Source organism: Paenibacillus sp. FSL H3-0469 (assembly GCF_038051945.1).
GTDB lineage: Bacteria > Bacillota > Bacilli > Paenibacillales > Paenibacillaceae > Paenibacillus_AQ.
Map to the genome: position 1 here is coordinate 154,486 of NZ_CP150302.1, position 15,401 is coordinate 169,886.

Sequence of the window (15,401 nt, forward strand, 5' to 3'; positions counted from 1 at the left end):
ACATATTGTGTAACATGCCGCTATCATTTATAATCGGTTATTAAAAAGCACCTTTCGCTAGGCGCTGCTTGAAAGGAAATGAATTTCTTATGTCGAGGAAGCTCAGAGCGGGTATTGTTGGCGGTACCGGTATGGTCGGCCAGCGTTTCATTGCACTTTTGGAGAATCATCCATGGTTTCAGGTAACAGCGATTGCGGCGAGCGCGAATTCAGCCGGCAAGTCCTATGAGGAGTCTGTTCAAGGCAGATGGAAGCTGTCCACTCCTATGCCTGACGCAGTTAAAGGCATCATGGTTCAAGACGCCTCCAAGGTGGAGGAAGTGGCTGCGGATGTGGATCTGATCTTCTGCGCCGTAGATATGAAGAAGGATGAGATTAAGGCGCTGGAAGAAGCTTATGCGCGTACCGGAACTCCGGTGATCTCCAACAATTCGGCGCACCGCTGGACACCGGATGTTCCGATGGTGATTCCTGAGATCAATCCGGAGCATCTGGAGGTTATCGCCCAGCAGCGGAAGCGTCTGGGGACAGAGACCGGCTTCATCGCTGTGAAACCGAACTGTTCCATTCAGAGCTATATGCCCACCCTGAATGCACTTCATGAGTTCAAGCCTTCTAAGGTGGTTGTAACCACTTATCAGGCGATTTCAGGTGCGGGTAAGACCTTCGCGGACTGGCCGGATATGGTGGATAACGTGATTCCTTACATCGGCGGAGAAGAAGAGAAGAGCGAGCAGGAGCCGCTGCGGATCTGGGGTAAGGTAACCAGTGAGGGGATCGTCCCAAGCGAGCAGCCGGTAATCACTACCCAGTGTATCCGTGTGCCTGTTGCTGACGGCCATATGGCGGCTGTCTTTGCCTCCTTTGAGCAGAAGCCTTCCCGCGAAGAGATTCTGGAACGCTGGAACAGCTTCCAGGGGCGTCCACAGCAGCTCGGTCTGCCGAGTGCTCCTAAGCAGTTCATCACGTATTTTGAGGAAGAGAACCGTCCGCAGACCCGTCTGGACCGTGACATTGAGAATGGCATGGGCATCTCCGCAGGACGGTTGCGCGAGGATTCACTGTACGATTACAAATTCGTCAGCCTGTCCCACAATACGGTAAGAGGCGCTGCCGGCGGTGCGGTACTGATCGCCGAATTGCTGAAGGCCGAAGGATATATTCAGCCCAAATAAGCATATCTATGCTCTTGGACGGATACCCGTTATGCAGCCTGCCGGAGGCTCTCCGCGCAGGCTGTTTGCAGTTTGACCTGACAATCCGCCCGAAATAATGGTAAGATAGAGTAATGTACGGCGAAAACTGAATATTGACGGAGTGATATTGTGGCAAAAAGTAAAGGCGGCGGCACAGGCAGAGGAACAGGCAGCAAGGGCTGGACCCGCTGGAACAAGACGGCAAAACCCGTGAAGCCGGCCCGAAGCGGCCCTCCCGGCAGCCCAGGTGCCAAAGGAACCAAGCAGGCTAAGACCAGCAGCGGCAGCAACAAAACCGGAGGCGCTAAATAAGCGGGCATCTGCCCCTTGAGGATGACTAAATATAAGGGTTATAGGTTGGAGGCAACATCTGATGGCTATGTGAATCAGATGTTCTTTCATATGTAGGACCTGAAAGCGGGAACTTCATGAGAATTAACAAATACATCAGTGAGACCGGCGTCTATCCGCGCAGAGAGACGGGCCGGCTGATTGCCGCCGGAAGGATCACGATTAACGGGAAGGTCTGTGCGCCTGGAGCAAGTGTTGAACCTGGAGATATGGTGGCTGTAGACGGAATTACTGTGACTCCAGACCGGGAGGAGCGGGTCTATCTGGTGCTGAACAAGCCGGTAGGCATCACCTGTACAGCCGCCCGGCACGTGGAAGGGAATATTGTAGATTATATCAATTATCCCTCCCGGATCTTTGCCGTCGGCAGACTGGACAAGCGCTCGGAAGGGCTGATTCTGCTGACCAATGACGGGTCGATTGTCAACCGGATGATGCGGTCCGAGCATAGTCATGAGAAGGAGTACCGGGTGAGCGTGGATAAGCCGGTCACAGAAGACTTTTTGACGGAGATGTCGGCAGGTGTAGATATTCTGGAGACCCGCACCAAGCCATGCCTCACCCGGCGGATCTCGGAGAAGGAGTTCATGATTATTCTGACCCAAGGGCTGAATCTGCAGATCCGCCGGATGTGCAAGGCGCTGGGCTATCGTGTGCTCCGGCTGGAGCGGATACGGATTATGCATATCACGCTCAGCGGTCTGCCGCAAGGGCAGTGGAGACGGCTGACGGAGGAAGAGCTCGCGGAGCTTCATGCCAGATTGGAAGGATAGCCGCAACTCACATACCAGTTTATGTTTCCGAAGCGGGCTCCGGATGGGTATACAGGAAGTCTTGCTACCACGACACGACATTTAGGAGGATCACATGCGGATTATAAGCTTATTGTTAGCCTTAGCAATCATAGCAGGTTGCTCACGAACAGGGGATGGCGGATCAGCAGATCCGTCTGCAGTGCCAGCCGCTTCCCCGGCAGCGGATCTCTCAGCAGCACCTGGAGGGCATCTTGAGGAAGACGCAGCTGCCGCAGCACTCGCAGAAGTGTCCCCTGAGATTGCAGATGAGTATTCGGGGTTCGTACATATGGATGCGGTTCAGTTGAACGGGCAGATTTTTCAGGTATATTACTGGAACAAGGGAGAATTCAGCTATACACAGTTCGCCATCGTCAAGGAGGGCAAGATGGTCTTTGACAGCAAAAAGGCCGGGCTTACCCTGGAAGGCGGGGACATTTGGAATGAGGAGGAGCAGCTCTGGGCTGAAGCGGTTGTGCAGAACAACCGGAATACCTTCTTGTTCAGTCTGATGGATAACCGTCCTAACTACGCGTCTATTGTGGTCGAAGAGATTGACGGAACGATGCAGGTCACCGTTAACGATCTGTTCAGCGTGAATTATGAGGACGTGGATCAGGACGGAAGCGAGGATCTGCTGGCCAGTCCTTATCCGGGTAAATCGCCCCTGGGTCCGGCGCTGACGGGCATCTACCAGCTGGAAGGGACGAACTATGTACCGGATAAGCTGCTTACCAAGCAATATGCGGACGATCAGCTTCAGCTCAGTGAGCAGGAGTATAAAAACAATCCGTCCGAGCAGACGTTAGAGCAGCTGCTGAACGCCTACCTGATTCTCGGGAAGCGCAGTATCGCACTGACACGGTTCGAAGAGTTCCATGAGTGGGCCGGACAGCTCGCCGGGGACGGCGGTTATGTGGACGAATATCAGCAGCTGCTGCGGAATACAGAGACGGCAGAACAAATCAGCGGCTGGATGGACAAGCTGAAGCCGCTGCGTACTGCGCGGTAAGCCGGGCTGATCGAGGACAAGAAGAGAAGGGATTCCCAGGGCAGGTGATGCTGCTCCGGGAATCCCTTTTTCAAAATATAAGAATCTATTTGTTTCACGCTATACATTATGCTTCTATTTCTCGCTGAAACTGCTTGTTGTACAAATCCCGGTATACCCCATTCTCTGCCAGCAGGGAGGCATGCTGCCCCGACTCTACAATCCTGCCGTCCTGAACAACCAGAATATTGTCGGCTGCCATGATGGTGGAGAGACGGTGGGCGATGACCATGCTGGTCTTGCCCCGCAGCAGTTCATGCATCGCTTGCTGGATGTAATATTCCGATACGGTGTCCAGCGACGAGGTGGCTTCGTCCATGATAATAATGGGCGGATTCTTGAGCAGCACGCGCGCGATGGACATCCGCTGTTTCTCACCGCCCGACAGCTTAATGCCCCGGTTGCCGACTACCGTGTTGTAGCCCTCAGGCAGCTTTAGAATGAAATCATGAATATAAGCAGCTTCACAGGCGGCCGTCAGCTCGGCTTCTGTGGCTTCAGCATTAGCATAGAGCAGATTCTCGCGGATCGTCCCGTTGAACAGGTACGTGTCCTGAGTGACGAGGCCAATCTGCGAGCGCAGCGAATGCAGCGTGAACTCGCGGATGTCCTTACCGCCAATACGTATTGCGCCTGAATCCAGTTCATAGAGCCGGGGGATCAGGTTGGTAATGGTGGTTTTGCCTGCTCCACTGGGTCCGACCAGGGCTGTCAGTGATCCGGCGCTTGCCGTGAAGGAGATCCCGCTCAGAGCGGGCTTGTCCGGGGCGTAGGCGAAATTCACCTGCTCGAAGACGATGTCTTGTCCCTCTACGCGGCTTGGAAGAGCCAGCTTAGTATCCACAATCAGCGGGTCCATATCAAAATAGTCAAAAATCCGTTCAAACAGCGCCACCGAACGGTTCACATCTACATAGAGATTGGTCATCTGCATAACCGGAAGATACAACCGGCCCAGCAGTGCCACAAAGGTGATAATCGCTCCGATGCTCAGCTCTCCCTGGATGAATAAATAACCCCCGTACAGATAAATCAGCATCGGCCCGATAGTGGTGAAGGTGGTTAGGACCAGCATGAACCAGCGGCCGGCCATCGATTCGCGAATTTGCAGCCGTGTTGCCTGGGCATTTACGGTCCGGAAGCTGGCCAGTGCGGTGTCCTCTCTGGTGAACAGCTTCATTAGCATGTATCCGCTGAGGCTGAGCGTCTCCTCGATGATCTGATTCTGCTCCGAGATCTTCTCCTGCGTCTCTTTGGCCAGCTTCCAGCGCACATTGCCCATTTTGCGGGTGGGTACGATGAATAAGGGGATGACCAGGATGCCCAACAGTGCGAGCTTCCAGTTCATAATGAACAGCGTTGCCGCCGTGGAGATCAGAATGAACAGATTGCTGGCACAATTGACGATGGTGCTGTTGAAGACGCCCTGAATTCCGGCAATGTCACTGGTCATCCGGGTGATGACCTCGCCTTGCTTGACGCCTGAGTAGAATTGCAGCGGCATGCTCTGCAGATGGCGGTACATCTGGTTTTTCATATCATGGACAATATTCTGGGAGATAAAAGAGTTTAAATAATTCTGCAGCACGCCCAGCAGTCCGGACACAACCGTTGTAGCCAGCGAGGCGGCAACCAGCAGGAAGAGCAGCTGCAGATTCTTGTCCGGGAGTGCCCGGTCGATAATCTGCTGAATCAGGATGGGAGGGAGCAGCCCCAGCACTGCGGATATGCACAGCACGGTCATCACCAGCAGCGTCTGCTTCCAGTATGGGACAAAATATTTGACAATACGTAATAACAGGGCTTTGGATATATCCGGCTTCGCCTCCTCCTCATTGAACTTTAATTTGCCATGCCCGAAGCCTCCTCCGGGTCCCATGGCTCTGAAGCCTCTCGACAATAGGGTCACCAGCTTTACTTGAATTTTAGGGAATTTATATATGTAAAAATAATCCGGCGCAGGGTCTGACATGGGAATTATACGCCTGGATTTTCTGGATGTAAATGCTAAACTGGATAAGCTCAAACAAAGCTGAGAACGAGGTTGCAGCAGTAACCTTAGGTTCGGGAGGACAGGAACAGAATGATTATAGATGCACAGGAATATAAAAACAAAGGACTCCGCTACATGGTGAGATCCGCCGTGCCGCAGGATGCCCCGCAGTTGTCCGCGCTGAGACTGAAGGTTGACGGCGAGACGGAGAATTTAGACCGGGTTCAGGGTGAAGGATTCATCGACCCGGAGGGATTCAGGTCGCTTATAGCGGCAGATACGGCCAGCAGCACGAACCTGTTCCTGGTTGCAGAGGTGCAGGACAGGCTGGCGGGCTTCGCCAGATGTGAAGGAAGTCCGCTGCGGAGGCTGGCTCATCTGGCCGAGTTCGGAGTCGGAGTGCTCCAGGAGTTCTGGGGATACGGCATCGGCCGGAGTCTGCTGGAGCAGTCTATCAGCTGGGCGGAAGCCATCGGTCTGGAGAAGCTGAGCTTGAAGGTTCTGGAGGGGAATGACAAGGCGATCCGGCTCTATGAGAGCCTGGGCTTCGAGGTCGAGGGTGTCTTGCGCAGAGACAAGCTGCTGGCAGACGGACAATTCTATTCCACTATTGTTATGGGCAGATTACGCGGGGATAGAGGGGGGAGCGTAGGCCGAATGTAATCGGAAAACCGATCATAATTGGATTGGTACATCCTGTACGCGGCTTGAGCATCAACATCGTACCACCCGCGGTGTGCCTGGTCTAAAATTAAGGAGCAGTGATGAGCTGCGCGAATCTCCGCGTGGTCTCGCGTATATCCTCAGCTCCGGCAATGGCCGAGATGATGGAGATTCCATCCGCACCCGCACGGATGACCGGCGGAGCATTCTCCAGGGTGATGCCGCCGATGCCCACCACGGGAATGGTCAGGCCGCTTCGTCTTAGCTCTTCAATGACAGTAGTTCCCCGGACGGCCTGGGCATCATCCTTGGATGAAGTAGGATAGACAGGACCGATTCCGAGATAATCGGCTCCGTCCGCGATAGCCTGCCGGGCTTCCGTCAGATTATGCGCGGAGACCCCGATGATCTTATGCTCACCGAGCTGCTCCCGGATCAGCCGGGCGGGCAGGTCATCCTGGCCGACATGAATGCCGTCGGCATCCAGCGCAGCGGCAAGCTCCAGGTCATCATTCACGATGAACGGAATGTTATAAGCCCGGCATATCTGCCGGAGCTGTTGTCCAAGATGGAGCAGAGCGGCACCTTTGAGCGCGGAGGGACCCTTTTCCCGGAACTGGAACAGAGTAATGCCCCCGTCAGCAGCAGCGGTTAAAGTGTCCTCCGGCGAGAGGCGGCAGTTCACACTGCCCATAATGAAGTACAGCTTCAGCAGCCTGCGTATATCCTCGCTGTCAATCCGTGTCATAGCGTTATCCCCCTTGATCTCATCCGGTTCCTGTAAGCAAAATGATTCGTCGGCCCCTGCCCGGCCCCTATGTTCAGGCTATCCTCAATCGCGGCTTGAATGAAGGCCTTGGCGGTCTGGACAGCTTCTGGCATGGAATGGCCCAGCGCAAGACCTGCCGTCACCGCAGCTGAGAAGGTGCAGCCGGTTCCGTGAGTATGCTTCGTCGCAATCCGCGGGCTGGACATATACTGGAATTCCCGTCCGTCATAGAGCAGATCCACCGCCTCATCTCCTGACGGGTCATGTCCGCCTTTCAAGATAATATACTCGGGTCCCATCTGATGAAGCAGTCTTGCTGCCTTCTCCCGGTCTTTCCTGCCCTGAATCTTCATTCCCGTCAGCATCTCTGCTTCAGGAAGATTGGGGGTAATGGCGAGCGAGAGCGGAAGCAGGCTTGTAATCAGGGCTTGCACTGCCTCCTGGAGCAGCAGCTGTGAGCCGCCCTTGGCGACCATGACCGGATCGATCACCAGCTTTTGCTGCCAGCCGTACTGCTGCACTTTACTGGCAACGATGCGGATAATGTCACTGCTGAACAGCATCCCTGTCTTAATGGCATCCGGCGGCAGGTCACTGCCGATCGAATCCAGCTGGGCTGCAACGGACTCCGGCTCCATCGGATAGACTCCCTGGACACCTAGTGTGTTCTGGGCGGTGAGTGCAGTAAGTGCAGACATGCCGTACACTCCCAGCTCCTGAAAAGTCTTCAAATCCGCCTGGATCCCGGCCCCGCCGCCGCTGTCAGAACCGGCAATGGTCAATGCTTTGCGTATGCTAGTCATCTTGTTCTCTCCTTTGGGGTGTGCGTTTTAGGCTTCGAGCAGCTTCAGCCGGGATCGGCTGTTGTATTGCTCCGGAGTCACCAGTGACAATTGATTCAGGAACAAGGTCTGGAAGCTGCCTGGACCTTGGCCTTCAGCAGCCTCAGCCGCAAGCTCTGCTGCCACGCCGTATAAGGAGAGGGCCTCGGCAGCCGCCTCTAGCACATCCCCGCCGCTTACGGCAAGAAATGCGCCCACTACAGCACTTAGCAGGCAGCCGGTTCCGGTTACCCGGGTCATAATGGAGTGGCCGTTGCTGGCGATATAAGTGCGCTTGCCGTCTGTGATGATGTCTTCCTTGCCGGTGATAATCACAACACAGTTCAGCTTCTGCGCCGCTTTAATGGCTAGAGCGACTACATCGCCTTCGCCTGCTCCGGCATCCACGCCTTTGCTTGCCCAGCTCTCCCCGGCCACATTGGCAACCTCAGCCACATTGCCGCGCAGCGCTGTCAGCTGAAGCTCACTGAGCAGCCCCGCCGTAACGTTCGTGCGGTAGGCGGTAGCCCCGGCTCCAACGGGATCAAGCACTAGCGGCACATGGTGGCGGTTCGCAGCCTTCCCGGCCCGGGTCATGGAAGCGATGGCAGCTTCATTCAGCGTGCCGATGTTCAGCACAACCGCCCCGGACATGGCGGCGACATCCGCTACTTCTTCGATGGCATCGGCCATGAACGGCGAGGCTCCCAGAGCCAGCAGCCCGTTCGCTGTGAAGTTAGCGACTACGATATTCGTGATATTATGCACCAGCGGGTTCGCCTGGCGTACTTTGGACAGATAAGACATATGAATTCCTCCTGAAGGTATAATTTAAAAATTAATATAAGCATTCTTAATATCCACATCCGCTGCCAGCAAGCCGTTCTCCATCAGCCACTGGTTCACCTGCTCCCATGATGCGCTGTCCTGATAGCCGAAGGGCTGGGAACCGGCATCCATCAGCGGCAGCAGGATCTCCAGACTGCGCTGTTCAATCACTTCATCCAGCGGCGCGGTGTCCTCCTGATGGGCAAGCAGCAGCTTCAGCGCTTCATCCGGGTGACCGGCTACATACTGCTGGCCTTTTCTGATGGCATCCACGAATTTCTGATAAAAGCCCTGCGAATCCTGCAGTCCCTGCTCACTGGCGGCCAGCACCAGCTCATAATAATCCGGGACCCCGTAATCCACGGGATTGAAGGAGCGGACCGGATGGCCTTGCTGCTCCAGAATCAGCTGCTCATGGTTGATGAACCCGCCCATAATTCCATCCACCCGTCCGGTGGAGAGGGCAGGAATCAGCTCAAAACCGACATCCACCAGCTTGAGGGAGGAAGGGTCCCCGCCGTCGCTTTTCACCATCGTATTCAGCATCGCTTCATATAACGGAACGGAGGAATATCCGGCCAGCTTGCCTGACAGCTCTCCCGGGCGGGTAATGCCGCTGTCAGCGGCTACCATGAGATGATTCAGCGGGTGGCGCACCAGCGCGGCAATCGACTTGACCGGAATCTGCTCCCCCCGTGCCATCAACACCTGCGGCTGATAGCTGAGTGCCAGATCCACCTTACCCGCAGCAACCAGCTTCAGCGCATCATTGGTATCGGCCGGCATCTGAATCTCAACCTCCAGACCTTTCTCAGCGAAATAACCTTCAGCCTCTGCCGCATACAAAAAAGAGTGAACCGCATTGGGATACCAGTCGAGCATAATCGTTAGCTTATGGGCTGCTTCTTCAGCTCCAGTACCAGCCGGGGAGCCGGAGGCCGCCGGATTGTTCGTATTGGCGCAGCCTGCCAGGACAGGCAGCATACAGAGGAGCAGAGCGGACAGCAGCATGGCTGGCCTTGAAATTGCATGGTGCAGATAACGGGCATAGCGGATAGTAATCATGAATAACGTCCTCTTTTCTTCAGAATAATCTTCTCCAGTGCGGCGACTGCCAGAAACAGCAGGATACCGAGTAGAGATAATAAGACAACAGCGGCGAACATCTTGGCGCTCTGCAGATTCCCGGCCATTCTGCGGCTGAAATAGCCCAGCCCCCGGCTGCCCCCAAGCCATTCCCCGATCGTTGCACCAATCACACAGTACACAGCAGACAGCTTCAGTCCGGAGAAAAAAGAGGGCAAAGCCAGCGGAACGCCCACCTTCCCGAGAATCTGCCAGCGGCTCGCGCCGTAGGTAAGCAGGAGCTCCCGGTAAGCGTCCGTGTTCTTGGACAATCCGTCATAGGTGCCGATGACCACCGGGAAGAAAGCAGTCAGGAAGACAACGGCGACCTTGCTCCACAAGGTATAGCCGAACCACATGATGAACAGGGGCGAGAGGGCGATCAGCGGAACCGTCTGGCTGATGATCAGCAGCGGATACAGTGCCTTGGCCAGCGGACTGAACAGGTGCATGGCGATCCCCAGCAGGCTGCCGCAGATCACTGACAATGCGAAGCCTGTGAGTACCTCCAGCAGAGTAGCAGGCAGATGCACCCCGAATAACAAGCGGCGTTCCTCCAGCAAAGCCATGCAGATCGCAGACGGAGCCGGAAGAATGAAGGGAGGAATCAGGCCCAGCCGGGCTACTGACTCCCAGACCGCAAGCGCCAGCAGGGCGAGCAGGGCCGCCGGACCGTAATGCTGGAGCAATCTTCTAGGAGCGGCGGTTCTCATATAGCTTCAGCTCCAATTCCTGGCGCAGGGCGGCGAACTGCGGTTCATAGTTCAGACTGTGATGACGCGGACGGGGGAGACCGGCTGAGAATTCCTGCATCCCGCTGCCCTCTCTGCCGGTCATTAGATAGATTCTGTCACTGAGCAAGAGCGCCTCTTCCAGGTCATGGGTGATGAACAGCACCGTTTTGTCCAGCTCCGCCCATAACTCCAGCAGCCAACGCTGCAGCGAGCGCTTCGTAATGGCATCGAGCGCCCCGAACGGCTCATCGAGCAGCAGCAGGTCGTTTCCGGCCGCCACGGTGCGGAGGACCGCCACGCGCTGCCGCATTCCGCCCGACAGCTCCTGCGGATAAGCCGCTTCGGTCCCGTCAAGGCCGAAGCGGCGCAGCAGGGTGCGGATCTCGGCAATAGCGGCTGCTTTGGGCCGGCTGCGCTTGAGCTCCCAGGGCAGCAGACAATTGTCCAGTACGGTGCGCCAGGGCAGAAGAAGATCCTGCTGGGGCATGTAGGCCACACTGCCCAGCCTCTTCGCAGCTGCAGAGGACTCGGCTCCGTTCAGCATAATCCTGCCGCTGCCCGGCTCCAGCAGACCGGCGATGATTTTGAACAAGGTGCTTTTGCCGCATCCGCTTCCGCCTACGACAGAGATGAATTCGCCGCGCTGCACATTCATGGACAGCTCTGAGAAGACGGGGGTCCGGGACGAACCGGTCCCGAAGGCATAGGACAGATTGCTAATATTGATCATAAGACTATGTACGAAGCCTCCTTGAAATTGGTATAGATACTGTGCGGAGCACAAAAAAAGCCCCATTCATTCCCGGAGGCAATGAATGGGGCGGAAGGTACAGTCAGCTGCGGCCCTGTGACGGGAACCACTGATACATTCTGCTCCACTTCCCTCCGCTGGTATGATCCAGATCAGGTTCAAAGGGTCCGGAGCTTAAGCTCCGTCTCAGTCGGCCGACTCCCCTAGTGAATAATGTTGCTATTGAATTCGTAATTGCTACTTAATATACCACAAATTTCCCTCTTGTAAAGGGCAGGCGGTCAGCGCTTCGCCAGACCGGTCACGAACAAAGTGACGATGCCCCTGGAGATGTCCAGCTTGGAGGAGTGGTGCCGCTTCTGCTCATACAGGTACAGATCGGGACTGAGGATAGAGATTAAGGCCGTGGCCGCAAAGGCCGGATCAATGTCAATAATCTCACCACCTGCCGCAGCGCGCTCCAGCAGCTCTGTCATCATCACGCCCAGCCGCTGAAAAAAAGGATGCTCAAACTGGGTCAGCTGCTTCTTGCCGGTGAACTCGGCTTTGATCATATTCAGCAACTCGGCATATTGCTCTATGAAATCGGCAATCTGCTCAATGCTGCTCTGCAGCTGAGCGAGAGCCGGGGCTTCGCCGGCACTGGCAGCCACCTGCTGCTCCAGCCCGGACAGGAATTGGTCTGCGCTGCCCTTCAGCAGGGCAGAACAGATCTCACCCTTATCTGTGAAACGGCGGTACAGGGAGCCTTGCCCTATGCCTGCCCGCTTGGCAATGCTGTACATGCTGACCGCCTCAAGTCCGCTCTCGGTGAACAACTGGCGGGCAGCTTCAAGAATCCGCTGTACATAAGGATCGGCGGACATGGGCGAAGCGGATTCTATGGCTTGCGAAGCTGACGGCTGGAGCTGTGCAGCGTCGGTGTCTGGCTTTTTCATGAGAACCCCTTTCAGAAAAGAATTGACACAACGGACAATTGTCCGTAGACTATGAATTGCACTTACGGACAGTTGTCCGTTCACTCATTATATAGAACAATCTGCCCGCAGGTCAATGAAGAACGCGGACAGCTTTAGGAGGAGAAGAGACATGGATCAGACCTTGAAGCAGGAAGCCGATTTCCGGCTGTCCAGCATTCTGGTTCCGCTGCTGGCCATTATTGCCGGAGTATTTATGGTTGTGCTGGACAGTACGGCGATGAACGTAGCCTTGTCCAGGCTGGTGGTGGATTTCAAGACGGATCTGCATACGCTGCAGTGGGTAGTTACCGGATATATGCTGGCCCAGGCTTCAGTTATCCCGTTGTCAGGCTGGCTGTCTGACCGGTTCGGGGCCAAGACAGTCTTCCTGACGGCGGTAATTGTGTTTACGATAGGCTCGATTCTGTGCGCTACACCAAGCAGCGCCGAATGGCTGATTGTTTTCCGGGTCATTCAGGGACTGGGCGGCGGCTGTGTGCTCCCTGTAGGGATGGCCTATGTGTACAGACTGGCTCCCAAAAGCAAGGTTGGCGTAGTCATGGGCATTATGGGCATTCCCGTCCTGTTCGCACCGGCTATTGGTCCGGTATTGTCGGGCTGGCTGGTTGAATACCATTCCTGGCGCTGGATCTTTCTCATTAATATTCCGATTGGCATCATTGCGGTGCTGATTGGACTGCGCAAGCTGCCGAATGCGGCGAAGAACAGCGTGCCCGGCATGGATAAGCTAGGTATGGTTCTTGGCCCGCTGGCTTTTGCTTCGCTCACTTACGGAGTTAGCCAAGGCGCTCAGAGCTGGACCTCCGAGAAAACGCTGATCGGGCTGCTGCTGGGCGCTGTGGCGCTAATCGCTTTTGTCATCGCAGAGCTGCGCTCCAAGACACCGCTGCTGGAGCTGCGGATTCTGAAATCTGTAGATTTCACGACAGGAATCATCGTGCAATGGATCGCCCAATTCGGCTTATACGGCGCGTTATTCCTGCTCCCGCAATTTCTGCAGCAGGCCCGCGGCTTCGGCGCATTTGATACCGGTCTGACGCTGCTGCCGCAGGCGATCGCTTCCGGGCTGATGATGCCTATTGCCGGGATACTGTTCGACCGGATAGGTGTGCGCTGGCTCGTGGTCTGCGGCCTCAGTCTGGTCTCCGGCGCGTTATTCCAGTATTCCCATGTGGATCTTACCACGCAGAGCCGCGATTTGATTCTTCCGCTGATCATGTGCGGGGCCGGCATGGGTATGATGATGATGCCAATGAACACGCATCTGCTCAACAAGGCGCCAAGCCATCTGGTGAACCGGGTAACCTCGCTGACGAACTCGATGCAGCAGGTAATTACTTCGCTGGCCGTCTCGACGCTGGTTACCATTCTGACCGCAAGAACAACGGCGCGCGGCATAGAGATGCAGGAAGCGGCGGCGGCTGCCGGGAAAAGCACCGCAGGCGCTTCACAGCAAGCGCTGCTGCTGGCTAAGCAAACCGTATTATCTCAGGGCTTCGCGGACACGTTCCACATTATGATGTTTGTCGCGCTTGGCGGTGCGGTCCTTGGACTGCTGCTGCGCCGGGGCCGCCATGCCGGAACTGAACGTTCCAAGGAACAGGCGACGCCAGAAATCATGCACGTGTAGTAATGCCCATATAGAAGTAGAGCTTATGTAGTCCAATGAGAGCGATTCTCCTTTTCCCGGAGAGTCGCTTTTTGTGTTGATTTCTCTTCTGGAGATCCTGATGCAGGAGAAGAAATTGGGGCAAGCTAAGCTATGGAAATCAATATACGGTGTCTATAAAGAAGATACGAGAGGGGATTGATCGAATGAAAAAACTTAGTCTGACTATTATGCTGCTCCTGACCATGGTCACGGCTGCGGCTTGCGGAAGCAACAATACGGACAAGACAGCAACGGGCGGCAATACCGGGGCTGAGCCTACGGCTGCGGCTGCAGAGGGTGCAGCTTCCGGGGAGCAGAACACCCTGGAGGCCGTCAAAGCCAGCGGCAAGCTGCGCATCGGCACCGAAGGGACCTACGCACCGTTCACCTTCCATGATGCTGACGGCAAGCTGACGGGCTTCGATGTCGAGATCGCCGAAGAAGTGACCAAGCGCCTGGGTGTGAAGCCTGAGTTCATCGAGACGCAGTGGGACGGGATTTTTGCCGGGATGGATGCGAAGCGCTTCGATGTGATTTTCAATGAAGTCTCCATTACCGATGAGCGTAAAGTGAAATATGATTTCTCCGATCCGTATATTGTCTCCAAGGCTGTGCTGATCGTGCCGGAGGATAATCAGGATATTAAGACCTTCGCCGATCTGAGGGGTAAAAAAGCCGGCCAGTCGCTCACCAGCAACCTCGGCAAAATCGCCACAGACAACGGTGCCGAGATCGTATCGACCGAGGGCTTCAATCAGGCGATTGATCTGCTGACCTCCGGCCGGATCGATGCTACCGTCAATGACGGCTTGTCCTACCTCGACCTGAAGAAGCAGAAACCGGATGTCAAGATCAAGAAGGTGGATGAGATTGCCGAAGGCTCGCATAGTGCTGCAGTCTTCCTGAAAGGGAATGACGGGCTGGTACAGGCTGTGAACGAAGCGATGACTGCTATGAAGAGCGATGGAACCTACCTTAAGATCTCCGAGAAGTATTTTGGCGCTGACGTATCGAAATGATGGATGACCGCCAAATACAAATATTTCTCGATTCACTGCTGCCTCTGTTCAAAGCGGGGGTGGCTTTTACCCTTCCCCTTGCGGTAGCATCCTTTATTCTGGGGCTGCTGCTGGCGGTGATTACTGCGCTTGCCCGGCTGTCCTCCTGGAGGCTTCCGAGGCTGTTCGCCCGTTTCTATGTCTGGGTGATCCGGGGAACGCCGCTGCTGGTACAGCTGTTCATTATTTTCTATGGACTGCCCGCCGCCGGGATTGTGCTTGATCCGTTCATCGCCGCGCTTATCGGATTCACGCTCAGTGTCGGGGCCTATTCCTCGGAGATTGTCCGGGCTGCCATTCTGTCTATCCACAAGGGCCAGTGGGAAGCCGCGTTCTCTGTGGGGATGAGCCGGAAGCAGGCACTGCGCCGGGTGATCTTGCCTCAAGCTGCCCGTGTGTCAGTTCCGCCGTTATCGAATTCTTTTATTAGCCTGGTTAAAGATACTTCGCTTGCGGCCAGTATTACTTATGTTGAGATATTCAGAAAAGCCCAGCAGATTGTGGCGACCTCCTATGAACCTCTGTTGCTGTATTGCGAAGCGGCGCTGTTCTATCTGCTGTTCTGCTCTGTATTGTCTGCGCTGCAGAATAACTTGGAGAAGCGGCTGGACCGGTATTCGGCCAGTTAAGGTTAAG

General features: G+C 55.4%; 17 protein-coding genes and 1 riboswitch. Of the genes, 8 read left to right on the top strand and 9 right to left on the bottom strand.

Annotation, left to right across the window (positions count from 1 at the left end; translation table 11 throughout):
* Positions 1–89 precede the first annotated feature (89 nt).
* From asd to NSS83_RS00720, 3 genes are all read left to right on the top strand, one after another.
* Positions 90–1,175 (top strand): aspartate-semialdehyde dehydrogenase, encoded by a 1,086-nt coding sequence (gene asd / locus NSS83_RS00710; RefSeq protein ID WP_341021331.1) that lies wholly within the window; start codon positions 90–92, stop codon positions 1,173–1,175.
* Between the two features lie 147 nt (positions 1,176–1,322).
* Positions 1,323–1,508 carry a DUF3934 family protein gene (locus tag NSS83_RS00715; protein WP_341023288.1) on the top strand — a complete coding sequence of 62 codons (186 nt, stop codon included), beginning with the start codon at positions 1,323–1,325 and terminating at the stop codon, positions 1,506–1,508.
* 116 nt (positions 1,509–1,624) lie between these two features.
* On the top strand, positions 1,625–2,320 hold the full coding sequence (locus tag NSS83_RS00720) for a pseudouridine synthase (protein WP_341021334.1): 696 nt from the start codon (positions 1,625–1,627) through the stop codon (positions 2,318–2,320).
* Between the two features lie 128 nt (positions 2,321–2,448).
* On the opposite strand, the gene NSS83_RS00725 is transcribed toward NSS83_RS00720, so the two are convergent.
* On the bottom strand, positions 2,449–2,580 hold the full coding sequence (locus tag NSS83_RS00725) for a hypothetical protein (RefSeq protein ID WP_341021336.1): 132 nt from the start codon (positions 2,578–2,580) through the stop codon (positions 2,449–2,451).
* 50 nt (positions 2,581–2,630) lie between these two features.
* On the opposite strand from NSS83_RS00725, the gene NSS83_RS00730 reads away from it, so the two are divergent.
* Complete coding sequence (locus NSS83_RS00730) at positions 2,631–3,353, top strand: hypothetical protein (RefSeq protein ID WP_341347490.1); 723 nt, start codon at positions 2,631–2,633, stop codon at positions 3,351–3,353.
* Positions 3,354–3,459: 106 nt separating this feature from the next.
* Here the strand turns inward: NSS83_RS00730 and NSS83_RS00735 are convergent, their stop codons facing one another.
* Complete coding sequence (locus NSS83_RS00735; protein WP_341186214.1) at positions 3,460–5,271, bottom strand: ABC transporter ATP-binding protein; 1,812 nt, start codon at positions 5,269–5,271, stop codon at positions 3,460–3,462.
* A gap of 204 nt (positions 5,272–5,475) precedes the next feature.
* Between NSS83_RS00735 and NSS83_RS00740 the strand changes: the two genes are divergently transcribed.
* A complete protein-coding gene (locus tag NSS83_RS00740) occupies positions 5,476–6,048 on the top strand; it encodes a GNAT family N-acetyltransferase (protein WP_341347491.1) in 573 nt (190 codons plus the stop codon).
* An 88-nt stretch (positions 6,049–6,136) separates the two neighbouring features.
* Here the strand turns inward: NSS83_RS00740 and thiE are convergent, their stop codons facing one another.
* From thiE to NSS83_RS00775, 7 genes are all read right to left on the bottom strand, one after another.
* On the bottom strand, positions 6,137–6,796 hold the full coding sequence (gene thiE / locus NSS83_RS00745; RefSeq protein WP_341186212.1) for a thiamine phosphate synthase: 660 nt from the start codon (positions 6,794–6,796) through the stop codon (positions 6,137–6,139).
* Positions 6,793–7,620, bottom strand: coding sequence for a bifunctional hydroxymethylpyrimidine kinase/phosphomethylpyrimidine kinase (thiD, locus tag NSS83_RS00750; RefSeq protein WP_341186211.1), 828 nt, complete (start codon positions 7,618–7,620; stop codon positions 6,793–6,795). The genes thiE and thiD overlap by 4 nt, the downstream gene beginning before the upstream one ends.
* Positions 7,621–7,647: 27 nt before the next feature.
* A complete protein-coding gene (gene thiM / locus NSS83_RS00755; RefSeq protein WP_341186210.1) occupies positions 7,648–8,445 on the bottom strand; it encodes a hydroxyethylthiazole kinase in 798 nt (265 codons plus the stop codon).
* Between the two features lie 24 nt (positions 8,446–8,469).
* Positions 8,470–9,531 (bottom strand): ABC transporter substrate-binding protein, encoded by a 1,062-nt coding sequence (locus NSS83_RS00760; protein ID WP_341347492.1) that lies wholly within the window; start codon positions 9,529–9,531, stop codon positions 8,470–8,472.
* Entirely contained in the window at positions 9,528–10,304 is a 777-nt protein-coding gene (locus NSS83_RS00765; RefSeq protein WP_341186208.1) for an ABC transporter permease, read from the bottom strand. Before NSS83_RS00765 ends, NSS83_RS00760 begins: the two co-directional genes overlap by 4 nt.
* Positions 10,285–11,055 carry an ABC transporter ATP-binding protein gene (locus NSS83_RS00770; protein WP_341186207.1) on the bottom strand — a complete coding sequence of 257 codons (771 nt, stop codon included), beginning with the start codon at positions 11,053–11,055 and terminating at the stop codon, positions 10,285–10,287. The genes NSS83_RS00765 and NSS83_RS00770 overlap by 20 nt, the downstream gene beginning before the upstream one ends.
* 133 nt (positions 11,056–11,188) lie before the next feature.
* A riboswitch (TPP riboswitch) is annotated at positions 11,189–11,291 on the bottom strand.
* A 66-nt stretch (positions 11,292–11,357) separates the two neighbouring features.
* On the bottom strand, positions 11,358–12,014 hold the full coding sequence (locus NSS83_RS00775; protein ID WP_341186206.1) for a TetR/AcrR family transcriptional regulator: 657 nt from the start codon (positions 12,012–12,014) through the stop codon (positions 11,358–11,360).
* A gap of 151 nt (positions 12,015–12,165) precedes the next feature.
* On the opposite strand from NSS83_RS00775, the gene NSS83_RS00780 reads away from it, so the two are divergent.
* The 3 genes from NSS83_RS00780 to NSS83_RS00790 all read left to right on the top strand — a co-directional run bounded on the left by NSS83_RS00780 (position 12,166) and on the right by NSS83_RS00790 (position 15,394).
* The gene (locus tag NSS83_RS00780; RefSeq protein ID WP_341186205.1) at positions 12,166–13,686 is read left to right on the top strand and encodes a DHA2 family efflux MFS transporter permease subunit; all 1,521 of its coding nucleotides are present in this window, start codon (positions 12,166–12,168) and stop codon (positions 13,684–13,686) included.
* A 185-nt stretch (positions 13,687–13,871) separates the two neighbouring features.
* The gene (locus NSS83_RS00785; protein ID WP_341186204.1) at positions 13,872–14,726 is read left to right on the top strand and encodes an amino acid ABC transporter substrate-binding protein; all 855 of its coding nucleotides are present in this window, start codon (positions 13,872–13,874) and stop codon (positions 14,724–14,726) included.
* A complete protein-coding gene (locus tag NSS83_RS00790) occupies positions 14,726–15,394 on the top strand; it encodes an amino acid ABC transporter permease (RefSeq protein ID WP_341186822.1) in 669 nt (222 codons plus the stop codon). Before NSS83_RS00785 ends, NSS83_RS00790 begins: the two co-directional genes overlap by 1 nt.
* Positions 15,395–15,401 lie beyond the last annotated feature (7 nt).